Origin of the sequence: Prochlorococcus sp. MIT 1323 (assembly GCF_047304905.1) — a bacterium.
Classification (GTDB): domain Bacteria; phylum Cyanobacteriota; class Cyanobacteriia; order PCC-6307; family Cyanobiaceae; genus Prochlorococcus; species Prochlorococcus marinus_D.
Genome location: NZ_CP138973.1, coordinates 2,253,044 through 2,277,724 on the forward strand (window position 1 = coordinate 2,253,044; position 24,681 = coordinate 2,277,724).

Here is a 24,681-nt window from a genome sequence, read left to right on the forward strand (position 1 = left end):
AGACCGTTCAACTTCTAGTACATCGATGACATCTTATGGGGCATAGAGGACACTTAGGGATGCAGGAGCAGCTTCAAGCCCAACGATTGGCGTGGATTGAAACTTTTCGAAGTCGCTCTCGGTGGGATCTCAAGCCAGGTTGGTATCGCGCAGGGGATCGTGACCGGCTGTCTCTGCTTCACGATGATTGGGCTCAAATCCATCGACCTGACTGGGTTGCCAGGGGTTTATTGGTCTGGCCTCGAGGCGGAGTATGGCTGCAATTGCAGCAGGAGATCCTTTGTCCTGAAGACTGGCGACAAGCTCAAGCAAGTTGTTTGCGGCTGGTCTTGGGTTGGTGGGCTGATCAGATGCGCCTGTGGGTGGATGGTGTGTTGGTGCATGAGGGGGATCTGTTCGATACCACTTGTCGGTGGAGCCTTCCTGAATCGATCCGTTGGGAGCGACCTTTAACACTCTTGCTGGAGTTGAGGAGTCCTAGCCATGACGATGGCGCGTTGATCAACAGTGAGTTGGTGCTGGAACCCAGGGCCGCTGCAGTGGATATAGATCAGGTTCTGCTGCCTGAAGCGCTGGCGCTCTATTTAGAGGTGGGAGAGGAGTTGCCGGAGGCTTGGCTTGAGCTGGATCCGCACAGTCAGGAGGCAACCGTGGCTGTCGACCAGCAACTCCGCAATGCAGCGCGGCCGCCGGGGCTGATCCATTGGATCGGTCATGCCCATCTTGATTTGGCCTGGCTGTGGTCAGTGGCTGACACTTGGCAGGCGGCAGAGCGCACGTTCCGCTCTGTGCTGCACCTGATGCAGCGATTTCCTGATTTTCATTTCAGCCACTCTTCGCCGGCTCTCTATCAGTGGGTTGAACATCACCGTCCAACTCTTTTTGCTGCGCTTCAGGATGCAAGTCGGGCAGGTCGTTGGGAGCCGATCAATGGCCCTTGGGTCGAGACTGATTGTGTGCTGGTGAGCACTGCTTCGCTTTGGCGACAGTTCACGCTTGGACAGCAGTACAGCCGATCAGCATTTCCGGAGTGGTCCCATCAGGTGGCCTGGCTTCCAGACAGCTTTGGCTTTGCCGCTGGTTTGCCGGCGGTAGCTACCCAGACAGGAATCCGTTGGTTCTGCACCCATAAACTGGCCTGGAATGCCAGTAATCCCTTCCCGCATCGGCTGTTTCGTTGGTGCAGTCGTGGCCAGGCTGAGGTGCTAGCGCTGATGCTTCCGCCAATTGGCACTGATGGGAATCCGATGGCCATGCTTCGCGAGCAGCGGTCTTGGCAGGCGTCTACCGCTGTTGAAGAGGCTTTGTGGGTTCCGGGAGTTGGCGACCATGGAGGTGGCCCCACTGCAGAAATGCTGGAGCAGCTGCAGCTTTGGGAGGATCATCCTCAGGCTTTGCCCCAGAGACCAAGTACAGTAAGGTCTTACCTTGCGATACTTGAAACTCACATTGAGACTTTGCCGGTGTGGCGTGATGAGCTCTATTTGGAGCTTCATCGCGGTTGTGCGACGACCCGTCCCGATCAGAAGCGTCAAAACCGCCACCTTGAAAGGCTTTTGAGGGAAGCGGACCTGGCTATAGCTTTGCTTGCTTGCCACCTTGGCGATAGGACTGACGTTCCTGGAACCTCGGCATCTTCATTGCCAGATTGGCGGCCTTTGCTCTTTCAGCAATTTCACGACATCCTTCCAGGCACATCGATTCCTGAAGTGTTTGAGCAGGCTGAGCCGGTCTGGCGATCGTCATGTCGTGAATCAAGGCGGAGCCGCGATCAGCATCTGCAGCAGCTTTTGCGCAGTGGGGTGTCCTGCTCCGATCGATTCGATCCAGAGTCTTCTGGTGGGTGCTGGGTCTGGATGGGTCTACAGCCACTCCAGCGTTGGTCGCCTGTGCTGAGATTGCCACGAGATCAATGGGGCAGCGCCGGTGGGAAGCTTCCATGCCAAGAGGCCAAGGGAGGCGGAACCTGGGTGCAGTTGCCTGTGCAGCAAGGGGTGACAGCAGTTCCGCTTCAACGTTGTGTCAGTAAGGCCTTAGATGTTGTTGATGGTTTACCTGTTCGTGGGGCTGTGCAGATTCAGCCCCTTGATCAAGGGGGTTGGCGGATTGGCAATGGCCTTTTGGAAGCTGATTTTGGTGCCGAAGGCTTGCAGCAACTTTGGGATCGGAACGGGATACCTCAGTTGGCAGGACCTCTGATCTGGGGGCGTTTTCGCGATCGTGGCGAATTTTGGGATGCCTGGGACCTGTCGGCAGATTATCGCCAGCATCCATTGGCTCTGAACTGGAATGGTTCCATGGAGCTGGTGGAGCGCGGATCGCTTGTAGCGCGCTTGGTCTTGCGAGGTTGGGCTGGGAGCAGTGCTCTGCGCCTTGATGTGCAGCTGAGAGCTGATTGCCCCTGGCTCGAGCTGCGTTTAGGCGTGGATTGGCGTCAAAGTCATGAGTTACTGCGTTTGGAGGTTCCCCTGGCTTGCTCAGCGGTGCGATGGGCGGCGGATACCAGCGGTGGAGTCATTGAACGGCCTGCTGAAGCTATGACGGCTAGGGAAAAAGCACGTTGGGAGGTCCCTGTGATCTCCTGGTTGGCGAGCGAGTCGGCGGCGCCGGGTGGTGGCCTTGCGGTGTTATTGGATGGGCCTCAGGGTGTTCAGGTGTGCCCAGACAAGCTTGGTGCTTCTCTGCTTAGAGGGGCTACTTGGCCAGATCCCTCTGCTGATCGAGGTTGGCATCGTCAGCGATTAGCACTGATGCCTGTTCCCGATGGCTGGAGTCGGGAGGCTGTTCCTCAGGCAGCGTTGGCTTTTCGAGAGCCGGGCTGGTTGGGGCCTTCTGATCTCAAGGTGTCATGGCCAGGATTGCCGTCGCTGCCTTCAAGGCTGGTTCCATTGGCTGTGACGTATGCCGAAGCAAGGCAGCTGAAGCTCAGCGTGCTTAATGCCGGAGCAACACGCCAGTCTTGGGCCGTAGGGAAGACTTGGCGGGTTGGTAGCGCTCCCGAGTCCTGTCTCGGCGAAGCGGTAGAGCTGAAGCCTGGAGAGTTGGCTGAACTATTGCTTGAGCGTGTCGATTGATGTGATCGTTAGTCTTCGTGTTCTTCAAAGGGGTCTTCGAGTTCTTTTGAGGGAGGGCCAAAAGCTGTGTAGAGCCCGTATCCGGTCAGTCCGAAGGTGATGGTGACCATGGCAATGAGCAGGGAGTAGGTCTCGGAAGAGGAGTTTTCCATCACATCTCTCGACAGGATTAGTCCGTATGCGGACTATGACCATTACAGTAGGCATGCTTCATCACCATCCGAGACCGAAGCTCCGTTATGGCTCAAAGCACCCGTCTGGGAAATCTGATCAAATCTCTACCCGGCTACGCCCCTGGCAAGGTAGTGCCAGGTTGGGGGACTACCCCAGTGATGGCTGGGATCGGCTTCATGTTGCTGATTTTCATGGTGACCATCTTGCAGATCTACAACCAGTCGCTTCTCCTCCAAAGCATCAGCTTTGAATAGATTGTCCTCGGCTCTGCTGGGCTGAGGTTCGCCTATGAATGTGTTTGGCATCGGTCTCCCCGAGATGGCGGTTATCGGCGCCATAGCACTGCTTGTATTTGGACCTAAACGACTTCCAGAGTTTGGTCGCACCCTTGGTAAAACCTTGAAAGGTTTCCAGGCGGCCTCAAAGGAATTTGAGCGCGAGATTCATAAAACGATGGCAGAACCTGAGCCCATCGAACAGGCTGCGACTGAAGAGTCCAAGCAGCAAGACACCAATGCAATAAGTGAAACCCCTCAGGAGGCTAAAAACCCTCCCGCCAGCTGAGAGTGGTATGAGGCCGGGTCGTTTACGTCTATTGGTAGGCCTAGGTAATCCAGGCTCAAAGTATGTCGGTACCCGTCACAACATCGGCTTCATGGCCCTCGATAAGTTGGCTGGGCAGAAGTCAGTCAGTTTCCGGTCGCAAACAAAGTTCCATGGACTGATGGCGGAAGTGGGGGTTGGGTCAGCAAGGGTTCGATTGCTGATGCCTGAGACTTATATGAATGAAAGTGGTCGGGCGATTCGTGCAGCCATCGATTGGTTTGGCTTGGAGGTTGATCAGTTGCTGGTGCTTGTAGATGACATGGATTTGCCTTTGGGTCGACTGCGGCTTCGCGCTCAGGGAAGTGCAGGAGGTCACAATGGTTTGCGCAGCGCGATTAAATATCTGGGGACTCAGGATTTTTGTCGTCTGCGGATCGGGATCGGTGCTCCAGGTTGTACCTCTGAGGAACGAAGAGCTCGAACCGTCTCGCATGTGCTCGGGGTGTTTAGTCGGCAGGAGAGCCTCCTAGTCGATCAAGTGCTTGATGAGGTGCTGATCGGTTTGGATCTGATTGAGTGCCTTGGGTTGGAACGGGCAGGTAATCGTCTCAATGCTTTTCAACCGGAGGGTTGTTCTGCCTGCTGATGAGTCATTTCCCTGTCACCACAGCTCGCCTCTGTGTACACCGGCAAAGCTTTGCCGACCAACGCTTGGATGGGGAGGTCTCGGCTGGGGGGTTTCAGTGGCAGTTCAGCTGGGCTTTCGATCGGGGTGAACTGAAAGTGGAACCCTCTCTTGGGCGAGCACTTATTGAGGATGCTTTATTGCGCTTCCTGGTTAAGGCTGACTACCATCTTGAGCCTGGTGGGGATTACATGTTCACTGTTAGGGCCCGATTCTGAAGTTGGGTGGTTCGGGCCAAAGGAGTTGTTGCCCGAGGTGGTCTTCAAGCAACACCATTGCGGCTATGGCGTCCAGATGATGGGGAGGCAGGATCATTCCTCGGGGTAGCCAGCGGCGCCAGTTGCTTGGGGGCCATAGCTCCCAATAGCGATGGCGGGCGCGCAGTGTGCTTCCACGTTCTTCGACCACATGCAAGGGGGCAATTTGCAGCAGAAGGTGCTGCCAGTATTCACTGCTGGTGCCGTTGCCGATCAAGATGCCTTCTAAGGGCGCTTGGTTTTGCCAATGAATGATGAGGTCGAGCACAGCGGCTGCGGCCACCACTTTCCCCTCAAGCACAGTACTTGTTGCTGTGTCTGCAAGCACTAATCCACATTTATTGCGGCCAGGATCTACGGCCACAAGCTTTGTCATGGTTTGTCTTCGGGAATCTTTGTCCAAGGACCACCCACGGGCTGCAGGATAACTGCTACTGGATCGGCCGTATCGCTATTGCGGATTGCCACGGCTTCTAGCTCAATCCGCTCTTTAGAGCGGTTCAGTAATGCCTGGCCGAGCCGGTTCATTTCACTGCCATCGAACTGCAGTCCTGAACTGAGGGATCCGCGTCTTTTTACCTCTGCCAGAGTTGATGCAAGCAGGAGCCTAAGTCGGTTGCGTACGGTTTCGGTGCTCTTCTCATTTTGGTCAAGAGTCGTTCGTGCGAGGACTTCGCCTTGTCGGACGATGTTGATATTTTGGCGAGCATCCGGGAAGGCATACACCACGTTCTCCCCACGCAACACATTTGCGGCAGAGCGCACATAGACCACCCAGGTGCCTGGCTTTCGGATGATCTGTTCGATGCGGTTGATATCGGTGCGTGGCACGAGCAGGATCTGTCGATTGGCTTCTTCACCGGGACGTACGCGCCGAAAAGCCTCCAGGTTTGCTTCCTGAAGTAGGCGGTCGATGACGGCTTTCGCCTGGCTGGGGTTGTCGAGCCGCAGGGTGGCTGCGGCAAGTTGCTGCCCACTGCTCAGCACAACATCCCCTCGACGTAAGGCAATGAGGTTGGTCTCGAGCTGCCTCAGTTCTTTTTCAGCCGCGCTAATTCTGCTGCGAACATTGGCTAGTTCAACTTCCGTTCGGCGGATGTCGGCATCTTTTTTGGAAATGTCGCGACTGAGACGAGCTCGTTCCGCTTCGAGCTGTTGTCTTTGTTGTTGTAGTGGTGCGAGTTCGTTGCGAAGGGCGGCAGCTCGCTTTTTGGCTTCCTTTAGTTCATTCTGAACCTGATTGCTGTCCGACCTGGCCTGCTTGAGATCAAGCTCGGCATTGAACTGGGCCGACCGACTTGAATTGAGGGCATCGCGGCTTTGTTGGAGTTTGGCCTGAAGGTCATCCAGTTCAAAAAGTCCTACTCGCAGTTGTCGACTGACCAGCAGCATCAGTCCTAGGGACAGTGCGCTAATCAGGCTGCCAGTGAGAACGGTTATGAATACGGCTGTCCTTCGCGGTCTGAGATTGAAAAGGCTCAGCCTTGCTTTGCCTACTCGGCTGCCAAGTCGATCGCCGAGGGTGGAGAGCACACCACCGAGGACGAGTAGGGAGAGGATCAGCAGCCAGCCGGTCACGACAATGGGCGGGTGGGATCAGGAATAGTGTCAACCCGTTTCACCATCCTGGACTGGGACGGGGATCAGTTGAATTTTTTAGCAAGGGCAATCGGATCAAGAACGGTGATTTTCTTGCGATCGATTTGCACTAGACCTGAATTGCGCAGGTCTCCCAACAGGCGAGTAATGGTGACGCGAGTCGAGCCGATTGCTTCAGCGATGGACTGATGTGAGAGGCGTAGGTCAATGGTGATTCCTTGTGCCCCTGGAACCCCGAAATCCCGGCAGAGGACTAGTAGGAAACTCACAAGCCTTGATGACATGTCGCGGTGAGTGAGGGTCTCGATCATGGTCTCGGTTTGCAAGATCCGACTCGAGAGACCCTGCAGCAGAAGTAACCCCACGCTGGTGTCGTTTTCGATCGCCTGGCGAACTGAGGTCGCTGGCGCTGTGATCATTTCCACTCGGGTGAAGGCTACGGAGTGATAAAAACGGTCCGAGCGATGGCCTGTGATCAGAGAGAGCACGCCAAATAGGCTGTTTTCACGCAGTAATGCCACGGTGATCTCTTCACCAGATTCATAGACCCGAGATAGCCGAACGGCGCCGCGTCGAATGAGATAAACCTTTTCGGCAGGATCGCCAGGAAAGAAGATGGTTTTGGAACGCTCCACCATTTCGTTGCTGGCGCCATCCAGTTCACGGATGACTTCCAGCAGGGTTTTCTGGGTTGGAGCAGGCGAGTTGGCCATGCTTCCGGACCCTTGAACATAGGGTTGCTGGGCGTAACGGCTGAAGCCGCGGATGACGCCGGTCATGGCTGCGCAGCAAACGGCAGAAATATGAAGTTAGGTAGTGGACCTCCACCACCATGTAGCAATGGTGACGTTTTTTAGTCTTCTTGCATTAACGCCGAACGTTGGAAGGCTTGTAGATTTTGTAGGCCGGGTTCTGCCAGATTCAGCAAGTCGTTGAGTTGATTCCTGCTGAATGGAGCCCCTTCAGCGGTGCCCTGCAGCTCCAATAGGTGCCCATTGGAGCCCATTACTACGTTTAGATCCACATCAGCCCTGGAGTCTTCGCTGTAGTCGAGGTCGAGAAGGGGATAACTATCAACTAAACCAACGGATACTGCAGCAACTTGGTCGATGACGGGTTGATGCGTGAGCAGGCCTTGTTCCAGCAAGCGATCGCAGCCTCGTTTTAAGGCGATCCAAGCGCCGGTGATGGAGGCTGTACGTGTGCCTGCATCAGCCTGAATGACGTCACAATCAATTCGCAGGGTGGTTTCCCCAAGAGCGGCCATGTCGAGCACGGCGCGCAGGCTGCGGCCAATGAGGCGTTGAATTTCTTGAGTGCGGCCGGAAAGCTTGAGCAGTTCACGGTTCTGTCTTTGCGGTGTAGACCCAGGGAGAAGGCGGTACTCGGCGCTGAGCCAGCCTTTGCCTTGGCCTTTGCGCCAGCGGGGTACACCTTCTTCAACGCAAACACTGCAGAGCACTGCGGTGCGACCAGTGCGGATGATTAAGGAACTGAGGGCAAAGCCCATTGGATCCCATTTGATCTGAAGCGGCCGCATCACGTCAGCAAGGCGGCCGTCAGCACGTGGCTGGGGGGATGTGAGCATCGTGCTGTTGGTGGGTGAGATGACCTGAGCCTGGCAGAAACAGGTGCTTTTACACCATGGATAGTGTCAAGAGCCTTGTTAAGCAGCTCCCCACCGCTACATTTGATTTCTGCTGGTTTTGTCGGGGCGATTGAGATTTTTATGACTGCCAGCCTGAGCCCTAGCCATCGCTCCGTGGATCCGTGCATGACGGACCAACGCTCGCAGGAGAGTGATGGGAGTCGGTCTTTGGTAGCAGTTGCTGATAGGCGTCTGCTGCATCTGGTAGCTCCTGAAGGGCAGCTTCAGGTTTATACAGCGCCCTATCGAGGCAGTTTTTCTGTTGTCTTGAGTCAGGCGTTAAGAACGGCTGGGCTGGGAAGTCGTGTGATGGTGGCTCAGTTCCTCAAGGGAGGAGTAGACCAAGGCCCAAATGGGTGTGTGCGCCTATGTGGGCGACTTGAGTGGCTGCGCCCGGCGGTTCCTGGCTGTCTGTCTGAGCCTGCTTCAACGCTTGCCGTTGACTCCAGTGCGCCTGAGGCCGTGGAGGCCATTTGGCAGGAATGTCGGGATCGCATCTTGGCGAGTGATTTGGATCAAATGGTGTTGGATGAGGTTGGTCTGGCGATTGCTCTTGGTTATCTCGATGAAGCTGATGTGTTAACAACTCTGGAACATCGCCCCGGGTCGATGGATGTCATCTTGACTGGCTCAGTCATGCCATCGATCCTGATGGCAATGGCTGATCAGGTCACTGAGTTGCGTCGTGGTTTCTAATGCTTAAAAACGACCGTTGGATCACCGAACAGGCCGCAGCAGGGATGCTTGAACCCTTTCAAGCCGGATTGATTCGACATCTTGATCCTGAGCAGCATCAAAGGCCTGTACTTAGCTTTGGCTGTTCTTCCTTTGGTTATGACCTAAGGCTCTCTGCGAAGGAGTTTTTGATCTTTCGCCATGTACCAGGCACGGTGATGAATCCGAAGCGATTTAATCCTGCAAATCTCGAATCCACCCCTTTGCATCAGGATGAGGATGGCGAGTATTTCATCCTGCCGGCTCATTCTTATGGTCTAGGTGTGGCGTTGGAGAAGATGAAGGTGCCATCAAATATCACTGTAATTTGTTTAGGCAAGAGTACCTATGCCCGCCTTGGCATCATCGTTAATACGACTCCCGCCGAAGCCAGTTGGGAAGGGCATCTCACGCTTGAATTCAGCAATAGCTCTGGAGCTGATTGCCGTATCTATGCCAATGAAGGCATTTGTCAGCTTCTTTTCTTCGAGGGTGATCCCTGCGATACCACCTACAGCGATCGCCAGGGTAAATATCAACATCAGCCAGAACGCGTCACTCTCGCCAGGATTTGACCGAAAAAGATCTGTTGAGAGCAGACATGCATTCAACAGATCTTTTTGATTTTGTAGGCATTGATAGAGTGAAGATACTGATCTCCTCCCCCACTTATGTCAGACAAGCAGCCAAAGTCAGCACCTCCTGAGGTGGAGGTGAATACCTCAGGCGACTATCTTGGTGGATGGGGACAGTTTGGCAACTCTTTTGTCTTTTGGGTGAGTGCGGTCGTTCTCGCCGCTTGTGTAGGAGTTTTGGTGTTCAGTATTGGCCTGCTTCAAGGTTAAAGATGAGATTTTTTGCAATTTAATTCCATGAGACGGACTTCTTTGCTGTTCAGGTTTTCTGCGGGTTTTGAAATTCTTGGTGGGATTTTTGCTCTTCTTCTGCCTATTAAATTTTGTTCACTACTTTTTGGTTATATGCTAGTCACTGAACAGGTAGGTATTGCAAGATTATTTGCATTGGCAATCATTGCTCTTGGCGGGGCGTGCTGGGAAGCATCAAGCCATGCGCCGATGCAAAATCCGAGAAGATCTCTTTGTTATTATAATATTGCTGTTGGACTTTTGTTAACGTCTATTGGTGTGAGCCAAGATGTAACTGGTGTTCTTTTGTGGCCAGGAGTATTTATTCATCTTGCAATAGGGATTTTGCTTTTGCCTGGCCTTAGAAAGTTAGAGATTTCCTAGATAAGGGAATTGATTCTATTTATTTGGTTAAATGCCTAAATGGTTTATTCGCAAATCAGTCCTAGATATAAGAAGAATTTGGCTAGAAAAAGAAACTTGCTATTGTTTAGGGATTGGGATATTTCCTAATGAGCTTTTAGCGCTAAGTGTAACAAGGTGCCTAAAGATCACCTCAGCTGTTTAACTTATTGATCTTTGCTGCTGGCTTGCCGCATTAAGTCGCTCTCTGCGAAGGAAAACTGCCAAGGGGGAGTGTCTCTTGTGACATTGGTGGTACTGCCAGTGAGAAACTGGGGTCGGCTAGCTAGGAAGTAGTGGTCATTCGTCTGGCCTATTAGGTAGAATTTGCTCGCGATAAAAACTACTGAGGAGGAATAAGAAAGCACTTTAAATGCTTCGCTATAGCAAGATCTCTTTTAGTATTATGGTCCATAGGCTACTTGCGATATCTTGTTTTGGCCTTATGCGACTAGAGTGTTAGTTGGAGGTTGATAGTGATATTCTGCTTGATCTGTTTAGTTGATATAATTATATTAATTGATGGTTTAAGAGCTCATGCAGTGGCTCTTCGTGTTATTGATGTTGATTATTCTTTGATTTTTGCTTAGCCATGGCTCATTGGCCCAATGGCCTCTAAATCGTTTTGCTTCTCAGTTCGTTCTTGTGATGCATTCAGGCTGCTGATAGCGCCTACTCCGGCGAACTTGGGTAGGGGTTGGTTTTGAATCAGAGCGTCAGTTAATTGCTGTAGTTGTTCTTGTGTGCGTGCACCCAGCGATAGACCTTGCAGTTCACCTTTGTTATTGAAAAAGTTCAGCTGGGGAATACCGTTGACGTCGTAGCGATCGACTAGGTCTTGCCAGCGTGGGTTGTCGACGTTTACCAGCACAACGTCGAGCTGGTTTTCGTTGTTGCGCTCAGTTGTGAGCATGGCTGGGGCCATTTCACGACAGGCTTGACACCAGTCGGCATAAAATTCGATCACGGTCGGTCGACTATTGGTGAGTGCGACATCTGGGTCGAGGGAGCGTCGTGCCAGTTGCTCCAGCGGAGCCTCAGCATTGAGGCCGCCTCGCAGCAGGAAAAGAACGACTGCTAATCCCAATGCTGTGAATAGCAGTATCAACCTTTGGCCTTTGCCGAGAGTGGAAGACGGGGAACTTCCGGTCATGATGGGCAAGATTCTCGTTGCACTTTGGCAGGTCTGTTTTGTTGTTGTTGCTCGCTTCAATGGGCTAACTGTTCAGAAGTGAAGCGTCTTTTCACGATTCGTTGAGGCTGATGCTGATGCTGCGTCTCCTCGTTGTGCCTTTTCGTGCCCCTTCGTTGCTGTTGCTCTTTGGGGTGGCGGTCGTTATGGGCAACCATTGGTCGTTGCTTCAGTCTGAGCAGATAGACAGCCTCGGCATTGATGTTGAGCTCTTCTGGATTGTTGAGGTCCTTCAGGCGGTCGTGTTGGTCGTGGTTTGCACGATGCCGGATCTGATCTTGCATCAGGTCTCCTTGCTGATGGCTGCCAATCGTGCAATCAGTTTGCTGGTGGTTTTGTTGTTGGTGATCACCGCTGGCCTGTACCTACTTCACCTGAGCTTGCTTGCGGATGTTCTCATCCTTGCTTCTGCGGTATTGCTTGCGCGCTTGGATCTCACTCGCATTCGTGTGGTGCCACCACCGGTTGTGATGGCGATTGCTCTGGGGTTGATTTTGCTTGGCGGGATATGGATTGGCCAGCAGATCTCTACGCCTTTACATCCCAGTCTCGCAGAGCTTTTGGCTGGCTAGGCCTAAATAGCTCCAGAGGTTGCCGAGAACCTTTTTTGTATACAGGCGTGTCTCTGGGTAAGGGATTCGTTCCACCCAGAGCTCAGGGTCTGCAGCCAGTTCTGGGGTTAGCCAGTTGGCTACTGCAGCGGGCCCGGCGTTGTAACTGCCCACTGTCAGCCATGGATTGCCTTGCCATTGCTTCAACAGCATTGCTAGGTAACGGGCCCCAAGTTCAATATTGGTTTCAGGCGTGGCCAGCACTTGCTTGTTTAGAGGGTTATCGCTGAGTTCTGCCGCTGTTTCCGGCATCAGTTGCATCAGCCCTATTGCGCCTACTGGAGACTCCACGCCTGGCGAGAAGCGTGATTCTTGCTTTGTTATGGCCAGCAATAGTTCAGCTCGGACGTCACTGCGGTGACTCGCTTTTTTGATCTCAGGCAAAAAGCGATATGGATGTTGGCTTTGATGGAGCAATTGGCGTATGTGGCAGTCCTCTCCTACGAGTCGCAGGCTTGTTCGCCAGAGCTGACTTAGCCCCGTCCAGTCATCGCCGACGGCCATCCTGAGCCGCCCTTCCACCATCCTGGTGTTGGGATCATGTTGTGCGCGATCGACTTCAACCCTCAGAGTCCGCCATGTTTCCCAGGCCTCCATTGCGAGACCAAGTCGCCAGAGTTCGTTGACAAGCTTTTCTCCACTACCTAGTGGGGTCCAGGATGGGAGCTCAGGGTTCGAAATTGATACGGTTTGCCCTTGCAGTGCAGGCAGATCAGCTCGACCAAGGCGTGCCTGGGCGCGCCAGGTGTAGTAACCATTGGGATGGGATCGGAGCAGCTTTTCCCAGATCTGGGTGGCCTCTCGATTGCGACCCTGTTTGGAGGCAGTGAATCCGATCCAGAACTGTTGCCTAGCGGCGAGGGGCTCCGGCAATTTTTGGGTTGGGATGCTTTCGAGAATCGATTGGGCCTTGTTCCATTCCTCTTTCAGCAGAGCGTCTCGGCTCAGATCCCATTGCAGTTGCCAGCTAGCAGGACTATCAGGCCAGCGTTGAAACACATCGTCCGCTTGGTTCCCATTCTCGAGGCGTACGTGGGCTGCCGCCACACTGGGGGAACGATCAGCAAGGGCAGGCGGCAAGGACTCCAGCAGAGTCGCCTTCGGATGAAGAGGTTCACTGAGGAGGCTCACCGCTTTAGGGCTTTCAGCAGCCTCTGGATCGTCTTGAGCCAGCTTCAAGAGCAGAGATTCGCCCTGGAGTTGTTCCTCCTTATTGCCTCGGAGCAGTGTCTGGCCAATGGCTAGAGCTGTTGCAGGATCAGGGGGTTGTTCTTGTAGGCAGCTCAGGGCTGTTCTTCCGTCGCCTAGTTGTGCAAGACCAAGGGCTAGTTCTTGTCGCTCTTGGTTTGAATGTCCGTTCCTTGCCGGAACGCTGCAGGCGCTGAGTAGGACTTCTGCGGCACCTGGCCAGAAGACCCCCCAACGCGTGAGGTGAATGGCTCTTTGATGGCGACTGTTGCTGGTATCCAGTTCAATTGCGCTGGCTAGTGCCGCTGGATGAGCAGGATGTTGCTGGAGTAGTTGCTGTCGCAGTTCAGGGTTATGGCGCCCGAGGCTGTAATACGCATCAGCCGCCGTCGTCGTGTTTGGAAAACGTTTCAGCAGGCTTTGCCAAAGATGATTGGCCTTTGATTTTTCCCCAAGACGCTCGGCTGTTTGGGCTTGCAGCTTGAGGGCAACGGCTGCTAAGGGGCTGTTCCCCCAGCCTTGGCCGGCCAACAGCCTCTGATGCCTAAGGGTTGATCCTTTTGTCTTGCTCACGAGCAGCAATGAGGCATCTCGGCGTTGCTGGGGATCGATTGACCAGCGATAGGCCTGCCAGAGCTCTGTTTGCGACATTCTTGGCGTAAGTCGCTTGAGCTGTGGTTTTAAAAGGGCTTGCCCAGCGAGGCTTGCCGCCAAGCTGAGTACGGCTGTACCTCCGAGTAGAGGGAATCCGCGAAAGGGGCTCGCGATCACGCCAGAGCAGAAACTGTTGGCATTCTGTGGCGATGAAGTCCGGTTGTGTGATGCAGTCTTCGCAAGGATTTATGCCGCTTGCTCAGGCTCAGCGCTCTGAGTGTGCACCCGTTGCGGAAGCGGCCTGATTCGTTGGGGGATTGCGCTGGCTTTGGCCAATGCAGTTGCGGCCTTGATGGATTGTGGCTTTGGTTGTGGTTTGAAGTGTGCCTGAGCTCGTCACTTTGCTCTGGGCCCCAATGCTTGTGGCGTTGAGACTGTCTTTGATCATGTCCCCTCTCGATTGAGTCTCAGGCTCATGCCCTTTAATCTTCAGTCCATTATTGAGACCTGATGGTCTTTGCTGCTCTTGACCCCTTAGGTGTTCCCCTCGGGACTGCCCAGGCCAGCTTCGGCACAGATGGCATTCGCGGTCGGGTCGGAACGTTGCTGACGCCTGCGTTTATTTTGCAGGTGGGCTACTGGTGTGGTCAGGTGTTGCCTGATCAAGGCCAGGTGTTGATCGGGATGGATTCCCGTAGCAGTGGTGCCATGGTGTGCTCCGCATTGACGGCTGGTTTGACCGCTGCAGGTCGAGAAGTGTGGACCTTGGGCCTATGTCCCACCCCCGCTGTGCCTGGATTAATTCGCAAGCTTGGCGCTGCAGGCGGTTTGATGGTTTCAGCAAGTCATAACCCACCTGAAGACAATGGCATCAAGGTGTTTGGGGCCGATGGTGCCAAACTCAGCCCAGCCAAGCAGGGTCTCATCGAAGCGGGGCTTCGCGGCGAGGCCATTGGTGACAAAGGTCGACCAACGATCACGAGTTGCGGCCCTGCTTATCAGCGCGACGAGCTTCTTAGCCACTATCGCGATGCCCTGCTTTCTTCAGTGCTACATCAACGCCTGGATGGCGTGCCCATTGTGCTTGATCTCTGCTGGGGAGCGGCAACAGCCTGTGGTGCTGAGGTGTTTGCGGCCCTTGGGGCTGATCTCACTGTGTTGCATGGTGAACCGGATGGAAGGCGCATCAATGTCGGTTGTGGTTCTACCCAGCTCGAGCCGTTGCGTCGAGCTGTGATTGAGCGCGGCGCGGTCATGGGCTTTGCCTTTGATGGGGATGCTGATCGGATGCTGGCTTTGGATGGACAGGGTCGCGTCGTCGATGGTGACCATGTGCTCTACCTCTGGGGATCAGACCTTCAGGATCAGCAGGCTTTACCTCAACAAAGGCTGGTGGCTACGGTGATGTCGAATCTTGGATTTGAGAGGGCTTGGCAGCAAAGAGGTGGGATTCTTGAACGCACGCCGGTAGGTGATCAGCATGTCTATGCCGCCATGGTGGAGAGCAATGCGGCTTTAGGTGGTGAACAGTCTGGCCATATCCTTTCAGCAGCTCATGGCCTTTGTGGTGACGGTGTGCTCACTGCTTTGCAGCTTGCCACTCTCTGTCATGGCAGGGGGCTGAGTCTTGGTGAGTGGTTGGATCAGAGTTTCCAGGCGTTCCCACAAAAGTTGGTCAATGTGCGCGTTCCTGATTTGGAACGACGTATGGGTTGGCAGCATTGTGAGCCTCTGCAGGAGGCGGTCTTGGCGGCAGAAGCAGCCATGGGTGAAGACGGCAGAGTCTTGGTAAGGGCAAGTGGAACGGAGCCGTTGTTAAGGGTGATGATTGAAGCGGCGGATTCTGCTGCTGTGGAGTTCTGGACAGCACAGTTGGCCGACCTTGCCGAGCAATACCTCAATCGGGGTTGAGTTTGAGTTGGCGGAGTGCAAGCTGCAGAGCACCATCCAGGGCATCCCCCTGGCCTTTGATCCAGCTTGCAGTAGGCATTCGCTTGGCAATAGCTTGCTCGATCAGTTCGCGAAAGGGTTGTAGATGTTCAAAGGCTCCGCCGTTGCCACAGATCTTGGGATCCGATAGCCCAAGGCTTTGGGCAACTCCTGTGATCGCTTCGGCGATGCAGTGGGCTGATTGTTCAAGGATCGCGATGGCATCCTTATCGCCTACCTGGGCTTCTGCAACGACGAGTGGCGCGAGTTGAGCAAACCCGGCAGCACCGAAATTGGGCTGCACCACAAGGGCTTTGATAGCTGTTGCCGATGAGCAATTGAGAGCGCGCCAGAGTTTCTCGCGTAGAGGTCGATCGGGGATGCGGCCATCGGCCATGCGCAGGCTGAGCTGTAGCCCCTTTTGTCCGAGGTTTTGAGCTGAGCCACCCTCATCAAGTAGCCAACCCCAGCCGCCACAGCGTTGTTCTTTTCCTTGATCATTTCGCCCGATGCAGATCATGCCGGTGCCACTGATCAGGACAATGCCTGCGTCTTGGGGGAAGGCCCCATGCAGGGCCGTGCGTTCATCCCCAGTTGCTAGGCATTGGTTTGATGGGATTTTTAGACAACGCGCGAGCAATTGCTGGGCTTGCTCTTGCATTGGGGTGTCATGTTCTATTCCGCTTGCTCCGACGGCCGCTGCAGAGATCAGAGCTTTTTCAGATCTCAATCCAGCATTGCCGACAGCCTTGCTGAAGCTGCTTCGCAGTGCTTTCTCAAAGCGTTCTTCACCTTCAGAGGCGTGTAGGTGAATAACCCCGCTGCCGAGGCCCTCTGCAATCGGTAACCACTGATTTTGATGCCAGCGGCTTAGGCGGCATCGGGTTTGGGTTTGGCCTGCATCAAAGCCTGCAAGGAAAAGGCCGTTCACGCTGTCTGTTGGAGTTGTTTTTGTTCTGGCTGTGTTTGGGCCAGTGTGGCGAGGCAGAACCAGCCCACGAGTTGAACCTCAGGTCGAAAAAAAATGGTATCTGTGATGCCATGAACCGCAAGCCCCGCCATGGCGGCCAGGCTTGCCAGAGCGGGGAGGGCCAGCGGATTGTTTGAGTTGAGGCCAGCGAGGCCCCTACGCATGCTGCTGATTACTAGAGCGAGACTTGCAATGAGGCCAGGCAGTCCGGTTTCGACAAGGATTTCCAGGGGAACAGAGTAGGCACTTAGGGCGTTGAATTTGGGCTGTTGAAAGAGTGGATAGATACTGTTGAAGGCAGCGTTGCCAGGGCCAATACCCAGCCACGGGCGTGCCTGAATCATTTCAAGGCTCGATAGCCAAACGTTGATGCGGAAGTTGTTAGAGCTGTCACTTCGCCCTGCGATCAAGCTTGTGATTCGGGTGCGGATGGGCTCAATCTGGGTTGCTGCTATCACCAACATGGCTGTGCCCAAAACAATCACGATTAGGGGCAGCAGCCGACGCCAGAAGAGAGGCCAGTGGCTGGTACTGCGCAACAGCAGCAGCCCCAAAATCACAGCTAGAGCGGAAAGCATGCCTAGCCAACCTCCGCGGCTGAAGCTGAATAGGGTTGCTGTGATGCCAAGCCCTAGAGCGACCATCGCGTAAAGCTTTGCCCCCAAACCTTGCCATCTCAGTAGGGCTACTAAGGCCAGCGGCAGGATGGGTATGAGATAGCCGGCTAGCAGGTTGGGATTACCAAGTGGACCATAAATTCGCACTGTCCCTGCAGCCACTGAATTGGGATCTGCCCAGTGGGCCATTCCCTCAGCAGGGGCATAGAGCTGCCTGATTGCGATCACAGAAGAGATCAGTTCGCCGGTTAGTAGGGCAGCCACCAGGCGATCCCACCAGTCGCTCCTGGTGGCTAGTAGCTGTCGCATCAGTGCGTATACCCCCAGGTAGCTGATGAGTTTGATCAATCCTTTGGCAGCTGCCAATGGAACGGGTGAGAACCCTGTAGCGAGACATGCAATAGCGAGAAACACAAGTAACCAGCTACTGATGCTTCCAATTCGGCCAGCTGGTGTCACGCAGCCCCAGATGATCCATAACGCTCCGGCTGCCAGGATTGTTAGTCCAAGCCCTGTTCGAGTCAGCATGGGCAGGGTTGCTAGGAGCATCATCAACAGCAACCCCGCAATCCATTGCAGGCGCATTTGCATCGCCTTAGAAGAGGGAATGCGTCCCTGCCAGCGCAGTAGAAGGGGCTGTGGGGCCGCAGTCTTAGGCATCAGCAGTCGCTATCTTCTGCACTGGGATTATCGACCTGTTGCCATAAAGCTTCGAGGTTGGACAGTTCAGGAGCTTGTTGGTCGTTGCGTTGGTAGAGCCTGCGGTAAACCTGTAGGCCCTGATTGAGCACATAACGTTCTCGCTCCGTCGGCACGGGTAGTGGGTTGGCCTTTTGCCAGGAGTGGGAAGCATCTTTAGGACGCTCGAAACAGTTGCTTTGTTCAATCAGCATCACCATCGGCTCGATAACAGACATCACATCACTCTGGATAAAGAGTTCACGGCCTGGTTGCAGGGCTGTTGCTAAGGCGATTAACAGGGAGGGTTGCAGCACCCTGCGCTTCTGATGACGACGTTTAAACCAGGGGTCTGGGAACTGGATGGACACCCATTGCAGCTGATCTCTAGGCAGGGCATCAAGCCATTCCTCAAGGCTCACATTGACGTTGCAGAACAAGAAGCGGAGGTTGTCGAGTTCGAGTTCTTGGCGATCCCTTTCCGCTGAAAGCACAAGCGGGTGGCGAATCTCAACACCCACATGATTCCACTCTGGTTGAAGTGGAGCCAGGCTTAACAGGAAGCCACCTCGAGCACAACCGATGTCGAGATGGAGAGGGCGGCTGGATTGCGCAAACATTTCTTCCGGGCTTGGCAGTGGCCTTGGAAGTTGGAAGAAACGGCTGAGGGGATTGACGTGCTGGCGCACACTTAGACCGATTTGGCTGGTTCCGAGGCAGAGGGGTCATGCCTAAGCAAACCCCAGCAGGCCGTGTAACCGTGAATGTGGGTAGCGCCAACGCCTCCGGCAGGGCCGATTTCACCGTTGCAGAACACTCCAGCGATAGGTAGTTCTGCCATCAGTTTGCGTGCGATGTGTACATCACCATTGGGTACGCCGTAGAGGCCATGTCCTCGCCCGAGGCAAGCCATTAATAGGCCGAAGAGAGGGGGGCTGGTATTGCGCTCTTTTGCGGCACCGAGCAGTTGCTCAGATTCTTGCCGTGAGGCCTCAGCTTCCCGCAGCTGAAATTGCACGTTTTGGCCAGCTCTTATTTGCTCGGCGACGGCAACGGCACCATTCTTGGGATCTACTCCGATCAGGTTCCTCACCAAAAAAGCTCCTTGAGGCTGAGGTGCTCCGGTTCCTGCTAACACCAGATCCCGTCGTTCTATTCCTAAAAAAAGTGAATGCCGGACTATCTCTCGTTCTTCTTCTGAGAGATCATCCATCACTCGCTGTAGGCAGGCCATCGGACTGTCCCGCTGGTTTTCGTGACTGAGCTCCAAAAGAATATTTTTTTGCACCTGTTCAATGGCGAACACAGGACCAATCGGTTTGCAACCCTGTGCGACCACGACTTCCAGATTCCAGTCGCCCCCAAAGCTGCAGCCAACGGCGCCCATGACAACGCGGTCGTCAAAGAACAGGGAGCCATGAGGGGCATTATGAGGGCCTGCAATGCCACCGAGTTTGGTCGTGGTTGGGTAGGCGTAATCCAGGCCGCTAATGAGATCATTGATGGAGCGTGAGCTGGGATCCACAAGCAGCAACATGCTGCGGGCATTGAAAGGATCAGCGCCAACCCATTCTTGCCAGTGCTGAGCTGGTCCATCTAGGTCTGGTAATGACTGGGTTTCAAGGCAGAAGGGCTTGAGAATGGCTCCTGGCAGCTGCAGCATGGTGATGCTGAGAGCAGGTTCTTTTTCTAGTTCTGAGGCATTCCCTTTGGCTGTGGTGCCAATCACGCCTCCACCGGCACACCCCAACCAGTGGGTTGCTTTCAGTCGACGCTGCAATAAAGGCAGCAATCGCTGTAGATCGCTGGCGTAGTGGGTGGAGGCAAAGACGAGTGCTAGATCGGCCGAGCTGCCCCCAGCCAGGGCTGCCGCCACCTCGTTGACCGCAGCTTCAAGGGAGGGTTGGCTGGACAATGCCGTTCGGCAGCTGGCCTGGGATGAGCTGCGTCTGAACCAATTGAGCGGAGAGAAGGGCTCCATGAATTGGACCCTAACAACACTGACGGAACTCAGGCCAGCATTGATAATGACGCCTTCACGAACCTCCTAAGTGCCTGAACTCCCCTATCGCACTCTGGTCTGGCTGACCTACCGCCTGGCGGCAATGTTTGCACTGGGCCTGCCATTTGTTTTGTTGATCTGGGCTTCGGTGCGTCGGGAGGCTTCGATGGTGCGTTTACTGACCATCTATTGGAAGATTGCCAGTTTGCTAGCCATCAGCGTGCTGTTGCTGACCGATCAAAGGCCTATTGGTTATCTGACGACCTTTTTGGCCCCCTTGTTGATGGTGGCTTCAGTTTGGTTTTGGGTAGACCTTAATGAGGAGCTTGCCGATTTACCCCCCTGGCGGCCTCTGCCATTAACGGTGCGTATTTGGCGCTGGGCTCTGAGCGGGTTCGGTCTAATGGCGGCGGTTATGGCGTCAACCAGTCTTGCTTGCGTCAAGGACGTTGCAGGGGCTAATTGTCGCGTCTGGCTTGAGGCTCCGCAGGGGTTGCATCGGGTTGCGGAGCGATTGTTCGATTTCGTTTTCGGTGGACAGTGGACCGAAGCGGTCGCCGCATTTGTTGGTTATGTGGCCTTGGTGGCTTATGTCGTGGGCTTGCTGCAGTGGCTTCTGGTGCGACTTCCCCGTCAGGGTCGGGTTGCTGGTGAATTCTGACCCTATTGCCTTTGATGCGATAGAGGAGCTGTGAGCAAAATCACCTCGGGTCTTGCGGCGCGTCAACACAATACAGAGAACTTGCAGAGAAGCTATGTGCATCGAGGACAGGTTGTCCTCACAACCAAATCAGGACAATGACATTCGACAAAGCCGAGCTGATTACCGACAAGTTCTTTACGCTGATTGCTGCAATTTGTATTGCTGCGGTTATCTGTGGATCACCTTCCGCAGAAGCTAATACAAATTCGAATGCAGGCCTTTTAGAGCAGGCCAGCAAAGAAGAGACATCTTTTCTATCTGGTTTGCCTGACGTTGACCCTATGCCATTGCCGGATTCTGCTACTGGAGCTTTTTGATGGAGGCTTGATCATTGAACCCACTGCGCGATTGAATGATTTTTTGGCACCCTTTCGATGCTTTGAGTTCTGCTTTTTCAAGCAGAATGTTCAATGACTGCCGTTCTGGATGCGTGTGTGCTGCTTGTGAGCAGATGTCACACCGCATTGACTTTGATAAGCCTCTGGATATCGCTAGTGACGCAAAGGCTCAGTGCTGATGACATTGGTGGTGACATGGTTGTGATGGATGGGGGGATGTCGTGGAGCCCCCCCCCCTTTTATTGATGTTCGAGCACGCCCACGCAGCGACCGCAAAGGGTGGGATGTGTCATGTGCTGGCCGACATCAGTTTCGTAGTGCCAACAGCGTTCGCATTTGCTACCGCGAGCCCTGGCAACCTCGATCGTCGCCAAGGTGTTCTCCTGACTGGCCAGTAGTTCTGCCCATGGTTCACCACCTACTTGTAAATGAGACACCAGCAACCAGTCGCGCAATCCATCCACATCGGGATCTCCTTGTTGCCTGAGCCAGTCGAGTGCTTCCTGGAGCGCTTCGCTGCGTGCTTCCAAGCGGACAGCTGCTTCAAGTGCCGCACCCAGCTCTCCTTGGCTTCGGCAGTCTTCTAGAACGCGGTTCACGGCGCTGCGCAGTTCACGTAGCTGGTGCATTGGTGCCATTATTGAGGGGTCTCGCCAGGTCTCTGGGACCGTGGGCCATCCCCTACGAAAGACAGAGTCTTCCGCTACGGAGTAGGGCAGGTTCTGCCAGATGTCTTCGGCCATATGACATAGCACTGGGGAAATGGCCCCAGCTAGACGCTCAATGATGAGAGCCATCACCGTTTGACAGCTGCGTCGGCGACGCTCGGATGGTGAGCTCACGTAGAGCCGGTCCTTAGCAATGTCGAGGTAGAAGTTCGATAGGTCGACTACGCAGTAGCTCTGGAGTAACTGGAAGAAGCGATAGAACTCGTAGCGATCAAAGGCCGTTGAGATCTCATCCATGACCTCAGCTGTGCGTTGCAGCATCCAGCGATCGAGTAGGGGTAGCTCTGGCACGGGAATCGCGTCGCGCTCGGGATCGAAGTCGTGCAGGTTTCCCAGCAGATAGCGGGACGTGTTACGCACCTTGCGATACACATCTGCGATCTGTCGCAGAATGCTGGCTCCGATCGGAACATCGGCGGAGTAATCCACAGAGCTCACCCATAGGCGCAGAACGTCGGCGCCGTAGGGAGGTTCTTGTTTCTGGTTTTTGCCACCGTCGATAATCACCGCTGGATCGACGACATTCCCTAGCGATTTGCTCATTTTCCGACCCTTCTCATCGAGGGCGAAGCCATGGGTGAGCACCTGCCGATAGGGAGCTTGGCTGTTGATGGCTACGGAGGTCAGCAAAGAAGACTGAAACCAGCCCCTGTGTTGGTCAGAGCCTTCTAGGTACAGCTCGGCAGGGTAGGCGAGGCCATCTTGTTGACTGGCAACAGCCGCCCAACTCGACCCCGAGTCAAACCATACGTCCATCGTGTCGGTTCCTTTACGCCATCGTTCAGCTTCTGCGGCATAGGCCGGTGGCAACAGCTCGACTTCATTGCGTTCCCACCACACGTCGGCACCATGTTCTGTGATCAGGGCCTTGACATGAGCAAGGGTCTCGTCGTTCAACAGCACCTCATTGCCTTCTCGCTCGTAGAACACTGGAATCGGCACGCCCCAAGTGCGTTGTCTGGAAATACACCAGTCGCCCCGTTCTCGCACCATCGCTTCCATGCGATTGCGGCCCGAGGCTGGTAGCCACTCCACGCTGTTGATGGCTGTCAATGCTTCATTGCGGAAGCCTTCGACAGAGGCAAACCATTGTTCTGTGGCGCGAAAAATGGTGGGTTTCTTTGTTCGCCAGTCATAGGGGTAGCGGTGGGCATAGGGTTCGTGCTTCAGCAGAGCACCTCTTTCCTCAAGTGCCGCAATGATGGTGGGGTTGGCGTCTTTGAGCACGTTGAGACCAGCGAATGGACCCGCCTCGCTTGTCATTGTTCCGCTTTCGTCTACTGGGCAGAGCATGCCCAGGTCGTGCTTTTGGCCTGTGTTGAAGTCGTCGACACCATGGCCTGGTGCCGTGTGCACAAGACCAGTTCCCGATTCGGTGGTGATGTATTCACCGCCGATCACGATCGGACTGTCTCGATCCAGTAGTGGGTGTTTGTAGATGAGACCTGCAAGAAGGGCTCCCTTGACCGTGGCGCGAGCTGTGAGTTCCAGCGCGAGGGTGTCGCGTAACGATGGCAACAATTCAGCGGCCACTAGTAGTAGTCGACCTTGGTTGTCCACTGCAAAGGAGTAGTCGAGTGTCTCGTTGACCGAAACCGCAAGGTTGGCGGGCAGAGTCCAGGGGGTGGTGGTCCAGATTGCAATTTGCAGAGCCTGGCCGAGTTCGAGGCCGTTATTCGGCAGCTCCAGGCCCTGATTGCCAAGAGATGTGCGCAAGTTCTCGGGCAGCTTGGCTGCTGGAAAAGCAACGTAGACACTTGGGCTGGTGTGACCGTCTGGATATTCCAACTCCGCTTCAGCAAGGGCTGTACGGGAGCTGGGACTCCAGTGCACCGGCTTGAGTCCCCGATAGATGTATCCCTTTTGAAACATCGTGCCGAATACTTGGATTTGGGCGGCTTCGTATTCCTTCTGGAGCGTTAGGTAGGGATGCTCCCAGTCGGCCCAGATGCCCCAGCGGCGGAAGCCTGCCATTTGGCTGTCCACTTGCTTGCGTGCAAAGGCTGCAGCTTTCTTGCGCAATTTCAGTGGTGTGAGTGCTTCGCGCTGCTCTTGATTGAGGTTCTGCAACACCTTCAGTTCGATCGGAAGGCCGTGGCAGTCCCAACCGGGCACGAAACGCACTTGACGGCCACGCAGGATTTGATGCTTGTTGATGATGTCTTTCAGCACCTTGTTGAGGGCATGGCCCATATGCAGGGCTCCATTGGCGTAGGGCGGCCCGTCATGAAGGGTGAAGTTTTGGCCCTGATTGTTCAGGCCAAGCTCTAAATCAATGCCTTGTTGCTTCCAGAACGCTTGTAACTCTGGTTCTCGTTTGATTGCATTGGCGCGCATGCCAAAGCTGGTTTGCAAAAGGTTGAGAGTGTCCTTGTAAGAGGTTCGTGCAACACCATCCGGTTGTTTCCCCTGGGTCACGGTGTCACTGCAGCAGGAGAGATTATCAATGGAAGGCTGTGTCGATTCAGTTTTTACCGCTGTTGTCTCTTGAATGCTTTCAGTGTCTGTAGTTGTTTCTGGCTCGCTATCTGTTGGGGCCTTGGCGGGAGTCACCTGGAGGATGTCTTTGGGCTGTTGGGTTTGAGATGGCTGTTGAGTCTCAGTTGGCTGTTGAGTTTCAGTTGGCTGTGGCGTTGAAGTCTGCTGCTGACTTGCTTTCGGCTCTTGGCGCTCTAGAACCTTTGCTTCAGGGTGTGTTGAGTCTTTAGGGGAGTCAGTTTTGCCAACGTCAATAGTTTGTTTGCTCTTAGCTGGTTGCTGATCTTCTGATCGTTGCTCAGTGGTCTGCTTGGGGGCTACCGATGTCTTGAGGCTGGTATTGGCTGAAGCCGAAGAACTTTCTTTAGGTTCAGAGTTGGTTTTTGCTTGATCTGCTGCTGCCGCCTCGGTTGACACCGTTGGGGGAATGTTGATCGCTTGTTGATTTGCTGATGAAGGCTGGCTTGTAGATGGCTGTTGCTCAAGAGCTGTTGCTGAGTTTTGGTCTGCGGTTGGTTCAGGACGCACCCATTTCTTATTGCTTGCGTTTGGTTTTGGCCGCACCCGTTCCATCAACCCGTTGAGCCTGTCACCGATGCTTGCTAGTGAGGCCAACAGTTCTTTGAAGCTCTCAGTGGTGAGAGGCTCAGGGCTTTCTTCTGATTCAGGGCTGGGTTCAGATCCCTCC

At 54.5% G+C, this 24,681-nt stretch carries 26 protein-coding genes; 13 read left to right on the plus strand and 13 right to left on the minus strand.

What is annotated here, in order from left to right; genetic code table 11:
• The first annotated feature begins 35 nt into the window (after positions 1 to 35).
• Positions 36 to 3,074, plus strand: a complete 3,039-nt coding sequence (locus tag SIB68_RS10965) for an alpha-mannosidase (RefSeq protein WP_236069082.1) — start codon at positions 36 to 38, stop codon at positions 3,072 to 3,074.
• An 8-nt stretch (positions 3,075 to 3,082) separates the two neighbouring features.
• Here the strand turns inward: SIB68_RS10965 and psbN are convergent, their stop codons facing one another.
• The gene (gene psbN, locus SIB68_RS10970; protein WP_011827045.1) at positions 3,083 to 3,226 is read right to left on the minus strand and encodes a photosystem II reaction center protein PsbN; all 144 of its coding nucleotides are present in this window, start codon (positions 3,224 to 3,226) and stop codon (positions 3,083 to 3,085) included.
• An 87-nt stretch (positions 3,227 to 3,313) separates the two neighbouring features.
• On the opposite strand from psbN, the gene psbH reads away from it, so the two are divergent.
• Genes psbH through SIB68_RS10990 form a run of 4 tightly spaced genes read left to right on the plus strand, consistent with a single transcriptional unit; the run spans position 3,314 to position 4,697 of the window.
• Positions 3,314 to 3,502, plus strand: coding sequence for a photosystem II reaction center phosphoprotein PsbH (gene psbH / locus SIB68_RS10975; RefSeq protein WP_036913571.1), 189 nt, complete (start codon positions 3,314 to 3,316; stop codon positions 3,500 to 3,502).
• Between the two features lie 34 nt (positions 3,503 to 3,536).
• Positions 3,537 to 3,812, plus strand: a complete 276-nt coding sequence (locus SIB68_RS10980; RefSeq protein WP_063400878.1) for a TatA/E family twin arginine-targeting protein translocase — start codon at positions 3,537 to 3,539, stop codon at positions 3,810 to 3,812.
• Positions 3,813 to 3,819: 7 nt separating this feature from the next.
• Entirely contained in the window at positions 3,820 to 4,440 is a 621-nt protein-coding gene (pth, locus tag SIB68_RS10985; protein ID WP_063400877.1) for an aminoacyl-tRNA hydrolase, read from the plus strand.
• The gene (locus SIB68_RS10990) at positions 4,440 to 4,697 is read left to right on the plus strand and encodes a DUF3146 family protein (RefSeq protein ID WP_063400876.1); all 258 of its coding nucleotides are present in this window, start codon (positions 4,440 to 4,442) and stop codon (positions 4,695 to 4,697) included. Before pth ends, SIB68_RS10990 begins: the two co-directional genes overlap by 1 nt.
• On the opposite strand, the gene SIB68_RS10995 is transcribed toward SIB68_RS10990, so the two are convergent.
• The 4 genes from SIB68_RS10995 to rph form a co-directional block, all read right to left on the minus strand.
• Entirely contained in the window at positions 4,681 to 5,112 is a 432-nt protein-coding gene (locus SIB68_RS10995) for a resolvase (RefSeq protein ID WP_236069080.1), read from the minus strand. The genes SIB68_RS10990 and SIB68_RS10995 overlap by 17 nt on opposite strands.
• Positions 5,109 to 6,314: a DUF3084 domain-containing protein gene (locus SIB68_RS11000; RefSeq protein WP_063400874.1), complete on the minus strand. Its 1,206-nt coding sequence runs from the start codon at positions 6,312 to 6,314 to the stop codon at positions 5,109 to 5,111. The genes SIB68_RS10995 and SIB68_RS11000 overlap by 4 nt, the downstream gene beginning before the upstream one ends.
• Before the next feature lie 65 nt (positions 6,315 to 6,379).
• Positions 6,380 to 7,114 (minus strand): global nitrogen regulator NtcA, encoded by a 735-nt coding sequence (ntcA, locus tag SIB68_RS11005; protein WP_063400873.1) that lies wholly within the window; start codon positions 7,112 to 7,114, stop codon positions 6,380 to 6,382.
• A gap of 74 nt (positions 7,115 to 7,188) precedes the next feature.
• The gene (rph, locus tag SIB68_RS11010; RefSeq protein ID WP_063400872.1) at positions 7,189 to 7,923 is read right to left on the minus strand and encodes a ribonuclease PH; all 735 of its coding nucleotides are present in this window, start codon (positions 7,921 to 7,923) and stop codon (positions 7,189 to 7,191) included.
• Between the two features lie 141 nt (positions 7,924 to 8,064).
• Between rph and SIB68_RS11015 the strand changes: the two genes are divergently transcribed.
• The 4 genes from SIB68_RS11015 to SIB68_RS11030 all read left to right on the plus strand — a co-directional run bounded on the left by SIB68_RS11015 (position 8,065) and on the right by SIB68_RS11030 (position 9,947).
• The gene (locus SIB68_RS11015) at positions 8,065 to 8,679 is read left to right on the plus strand and encodes a cob(I)yrinic acid a,c-diamide adenosyltransferase (protein WP_063401132.1); all 615 of its coding nucleotides are present in this window, start codon (positions 8,065 to 8,067) and stop codon (positions 8,677 to 8,679) included.
• Positions 8,679 to 9,272 (plus strand): dCTP deaminase, encoded by a 594-nt coding sequence (gene dcd / locus SIB68_RS11020; protein ID WP_011131195.1) that lies wholly within the window; start codon positions 8,679 to 8,681, stop codon positions 9,270 to 9,272. The genes SIB68_RS11015 and dcd overlap by 1 nt, the downstream gene beginning before the upstream one ends.
• A 96-nt stretch (positions 9,273 to 9,368) precedes the next feature.
• A complete protein-coding gene (locus tag SIB68_RS11025) occupies positions 9,369 to 9,542 on the plus strand; it encodes a hypothetical protein (protein WP_155724986.1) in 174 nt (57 codons plus the stop codon).
• Between the two features lie 27 nt (positions 9,543 to 9,569).
• Positions 9,570 to 9,947: a hypothetical protein gene (locus SIB68_RS11030; protein WP_236069079.1), complete on the plus strand. Its 378-nt coding sequence runs from the start codon at positions 9,570 to 9,572 to the stop codon at positions 9,945 to 9,947.
• 604 nt (positions 9,948 to 10,551) lie between these two features.
• Here the strand turns inward: SIB68_RS11030 and SIB68_RS11035 are convergent.
• A complete protein-coding gene (locus SIB68_RS11035; protein ID WP_063400870.1) occupies positions 10,552 to 11,118 on the minus strand; it encodes a thioredoxin family protein in 567 nt (188 codons plus the stop codon).
• A gap of 116 nt (positions 11,119 to 11,234) precedes the next feature.
• On the opposite strand from SIB68_RS11035, the gene SIB68_RS11040 reads away from it, so the two are divergent.
• Complete coding sequence (locus SIB68_RS11040) at positions 11,235 to 11,729, plus strand: hypothetical protein (RefSeq protein WP_081215552.1); 495 nt, start codon at positions 11,235 to 11,237, stop codon at positions 11,727 to 11,729.
• Here SIB68_RS11040 and SIB68_RS11045 read toward each other — a convergent pair.
• Both SIB68_RS11045 and SIB68_RS11050 read right to left on the minus strand, forming a co-directional pair.
• Positions 11,694 to 13,727: a lytic transglycosylase domain-containing protein gene (locus SIB68_RS11045; RefSeq protein WP_063400868.1), complete on the minus strand. Its 2,034-nt coding sequence runs from the start codon at positions 13,725 to 13,727 to the stop codon at positions 11,694 to 11,696. The two genes, SIB68_RS11040 and SIB68_RS11045, sit on opposite strands and share 36 nt — an antisense overlap.
• An 88-nt stretch (positions 13,728 to 13,815) precedes the next feature.
• Complete coding sequence (locus SIB68_RS11050; protein ID WP_063400867.1) at positions 13,816 to 13,998, minus strand: hypothetical protein; 183 nt, start codon at positions 13,996 to 13,998, stop codon at positions 13,816 to 13,818.
• A gap of 62 nt (positions 13,999 to 14,060) precedes the next feature.
• Between SIB68_RS11050 and glmM the strand changes: the two genes are divergently transcribed.
• A complete protein-coding gene (gene glmM, locus SIB68_RS11055) occupies positions 14,061 to 15,461 on the plus strand; it encodes a phosphoglucosamine mutase (RefSeq protein WP_063400866.1) in 1,401 nt (466 codons plus the stop codon).
• Here the strand turns inward: glmM and SIB68_RS11060 are convergent.
• Genes SIB68_RS11060 through SIB68_RS11075 form a run of 4 tightly spaced genes read right to left on the minus strand, consistent with a single transcriptional unit; the run spans position 15,448 to position 19,725 of the window.
• On the minus strand, positions 15,448 to 16,410 hold the full coding sequence (locus tag SIB68_RS11060) for an N-acetylglucosamine kinase (protein WP_063400865.1): 963 nt from the start codon (positions 16,408 to 16,410) through the stop codon (positions 15,448 to 15,450). The two genes, glmM and SIB68_RS11060, sit on opposite strands and share 14 nt — an antisense overlap.
• The gene (locus SIB68_RS11065; protein ID WP_063400864.1) at positions 16,407 to 17,726 is read right to left on the minus strand and encodes an IctB family putative bicarbonate transporter; all 1,320 of its coding nucleotides are present in this window, start codon (positions 17,724 to 17,726) and stop codon (positions 16,407 to 16,409) included. The genes SIB68_RS11060 and SIB68_RS11065 overlap by 4 nt, the downstream gene beginning before the upstream one ends.
• A complete protein-coding gene (gene trmB / locus SIB68_RS11070) occupies positions 17,726 to 18,433 on the minus strand; it encodes a tRNA (guanosine(46)-N7)-methyltransferase TrmB (protein ID WP_063400863.1) in 708 nt (235 codons plus the stop codon). Before trmB ends, SIB68_RS11065 begins: the two co-directional genes overlap by 1 nt.
• 2 nt (positions 18,434 to 18,435) lie before the next feature.
• Entirely contained in the window at positions 18,436 to 19,725 is a 1,290-nt protein-coding gene (locus SIB68_RS11075; RefSeq protein ID WP_063400862.1) for an FIST N-terminal domain-containing protein, read from the minus strand.
• Between the two features lie 70 nt (positions 19,726 to 19,795).
• On the opposite strand from SIB68_RS11075, the gene SIB68_RS11080 reads away from it, so the two are divergent.
• Together SIB68_RS11080 and SIB68_RS11085 are read left to right on the plus strand one after the other, a co-directional pair.
• On the plus strand, positions 19,796 to 20,407 hold the full coding sequence (locus SIB68_RS11080) for a DUF3177 family protein (protein WP_063400861.1): 612 nt from the start codon (positions 19,796 to 19,798) through the stop codon (positions 20,405 to 20,407).
• A 137-nt stretch (positions 20,408 to 20,544) separates the two neighbouring features.
• Positions 20,545 to 20,766: a hypothetical protein gene (locus tag SIB68_RS11085; protein WP_041384675.1), complete on the plus strand. Its 222-nt coding sequence runs from the start codon at positions 20,545 to 20,547 to the stop codon at positions 20,764 to 20,766.
• Positions 20,767 to 21,026: 260 nt separating this feature from the next.
• Here the strand turns inward: SIB68_RS11085 and ileS are convergent, their stop codons facing one another.
• The gene (gene ileS, locus SIB68_RS11090; protein ID WP_063401131.1) at positions 21,027 to 23,933 is read right to left on the minus strand and encodes an isoleucine--tRNA ligase; all 2,907 of its coding nucleotides are present in this window, start codon (positions 23,931 to 23,933) and stop codon (positions 21,027 to 21,029) included.
• Positions 23,934 to 24,681 lie beyond the last annotated feature (748 nt).

Excerpts from the sequence above, each read along its gene's own strand:
- SIB68_RS10965 (WP_236069082.1), top strand. The coding sequence starts at position 36 with ATGGGGCATAGAGGACACTTAGGGATGCAGGAGCAGCTTCAAGCCCAA.
- psbN (WP_011827045.1), bottom strand. The coding sequence starts at position 3,226 with ATGGAAAACTCCTCTTCCGAGACCTACTCCCTGCTCATTGCCATGGTC.
- psbH (WP_036913571.1), top strand. The coding sequence starts at position 3,314 with ATGGCTCAAAGCACCCGTCTGGGAAATCTGATCAAATCTCTACCCGGC.
- SIB68_RS10980 (WP_063400878.1), top strand. The coding sequence starts at position 3,537 with ATGAATGTGTTTGGCATCGGTCTCCCCGAGATGGCGGTTATCGGCGCC.
- pth (WP_063400877.1), top strand. The coding sequence starts at position 3,820 with ATGAGGCCGGGTCGTTTACGTCTATTGGTAGGCCTAGGTAATCCAGGC.
- SIB68_RS10990 (WP_063400876.1), top strand. The coding sequence starts at position 4,440 with ATGAGTCATTTCCCTGTCACCACAGCTCGCCTCTGTGTACACCGGCAA.
- SIB68_RS10995 (WP_236069080.1), bottom strand. The coding sequence starts at position 5,112 with ATGACAAAGCTTGTGGCCGTAGATCCTGGCCGCAATAAATGTGGATTA.
- ntcA (WP_063400873.1), bottom strand. The coding sequence starts at position 7,114 with ATGACCGGCGTCATCCGCGGCTTCAGCCGTTACGCCCAGCAACCCTAT.
- rph (WP_063400872.1), bottom strand. The coding sequence starts at position 7,923 with ATGCTCACATCCCCCCAGCCACGTGCTGACGGCCGCCTTGCTGACGTG.
- SIB68_RS11015 (WP_063401132.1), top strand. The coding sequence starts at position 8,065 with ATGACTGCCAGCCTGAGCCCTAGCCATCGCTCCGTGGATCCGTGCATG.
- dcd (WP_011131195.1), top strand. The coding sequence starts at position 8,679 with ATGCTTAAAAACGACCGTTGGATCACCGAACAGGCCGCAGCAGGGATG.
- SIB68_RS11025 (WP_155724986.1), top strand. The coding sequence starts at position 9,369 with ATGTCAGACAAGCAGCCAAAGTCAGCACCTCCTGAGGTGGAGGTGAAT.
- SIB68_RS11030 (WP_236069079.1), top strand. The coding sequence starts at position 9,570 with ATGAGACGGACTTCTTTGCTGTTCAGGTTTTCTGCGGGTTTTGAAATT.
- SIB68_RS11035 (WP_063400870.1), bottom strand. The coding sequence starts at position 11,118 with ATGACCGGAAGTTCCCCGTCTTCCACTCTCGGCAAAGGCCAAAGGTTG.
- SIB68_RS11040 (WP_081215552.1), top strand. The coding sequence starts at position 11,235 with ATGCTGCGTCTCCTCGTTGTGCCTTTTCGTGCCCCTTCGTTGCTGTTG.
- SIB68_RS11050 (WP_063400867.1), bottom strand. The coding sequence starts at position 13,998 with ATGATCAAAGACAGTCTCAACGCCACAAGCATTGGGGCCCAGAGCAAA.
- glmM (WP_063400866.1), top strand. The coding sequence starts at position 14,061 with ATGGTCTTTGCTGCTCTTGACCCCTTAGGTGTTCCCCTCGGGACTGCC.
- SIB68_RS11065 (WP_063400864.1), bottom strand. The coding sequence starts at position 17,726 with ATGCCTAAGACTGCGGCCCCACAGCCCCTTCTACTGCGCTGGCAGGGA.
- SIB68_RS11075 (WP_063400862.1), bottom strand. The coding sequence starts at position 19,725 with ATGGAGCCCTTCTCTCCGCTCAATTGGTTCAGACGCAGCTCATCCCAG.
- SIB68_RS11085 (WP_041384675.1), top strand. The coding sequence starts at position 20,545 with ATGACATTCGACAAAGCCGAGCTGATTACCGACAAGTTCTTTACGCTG.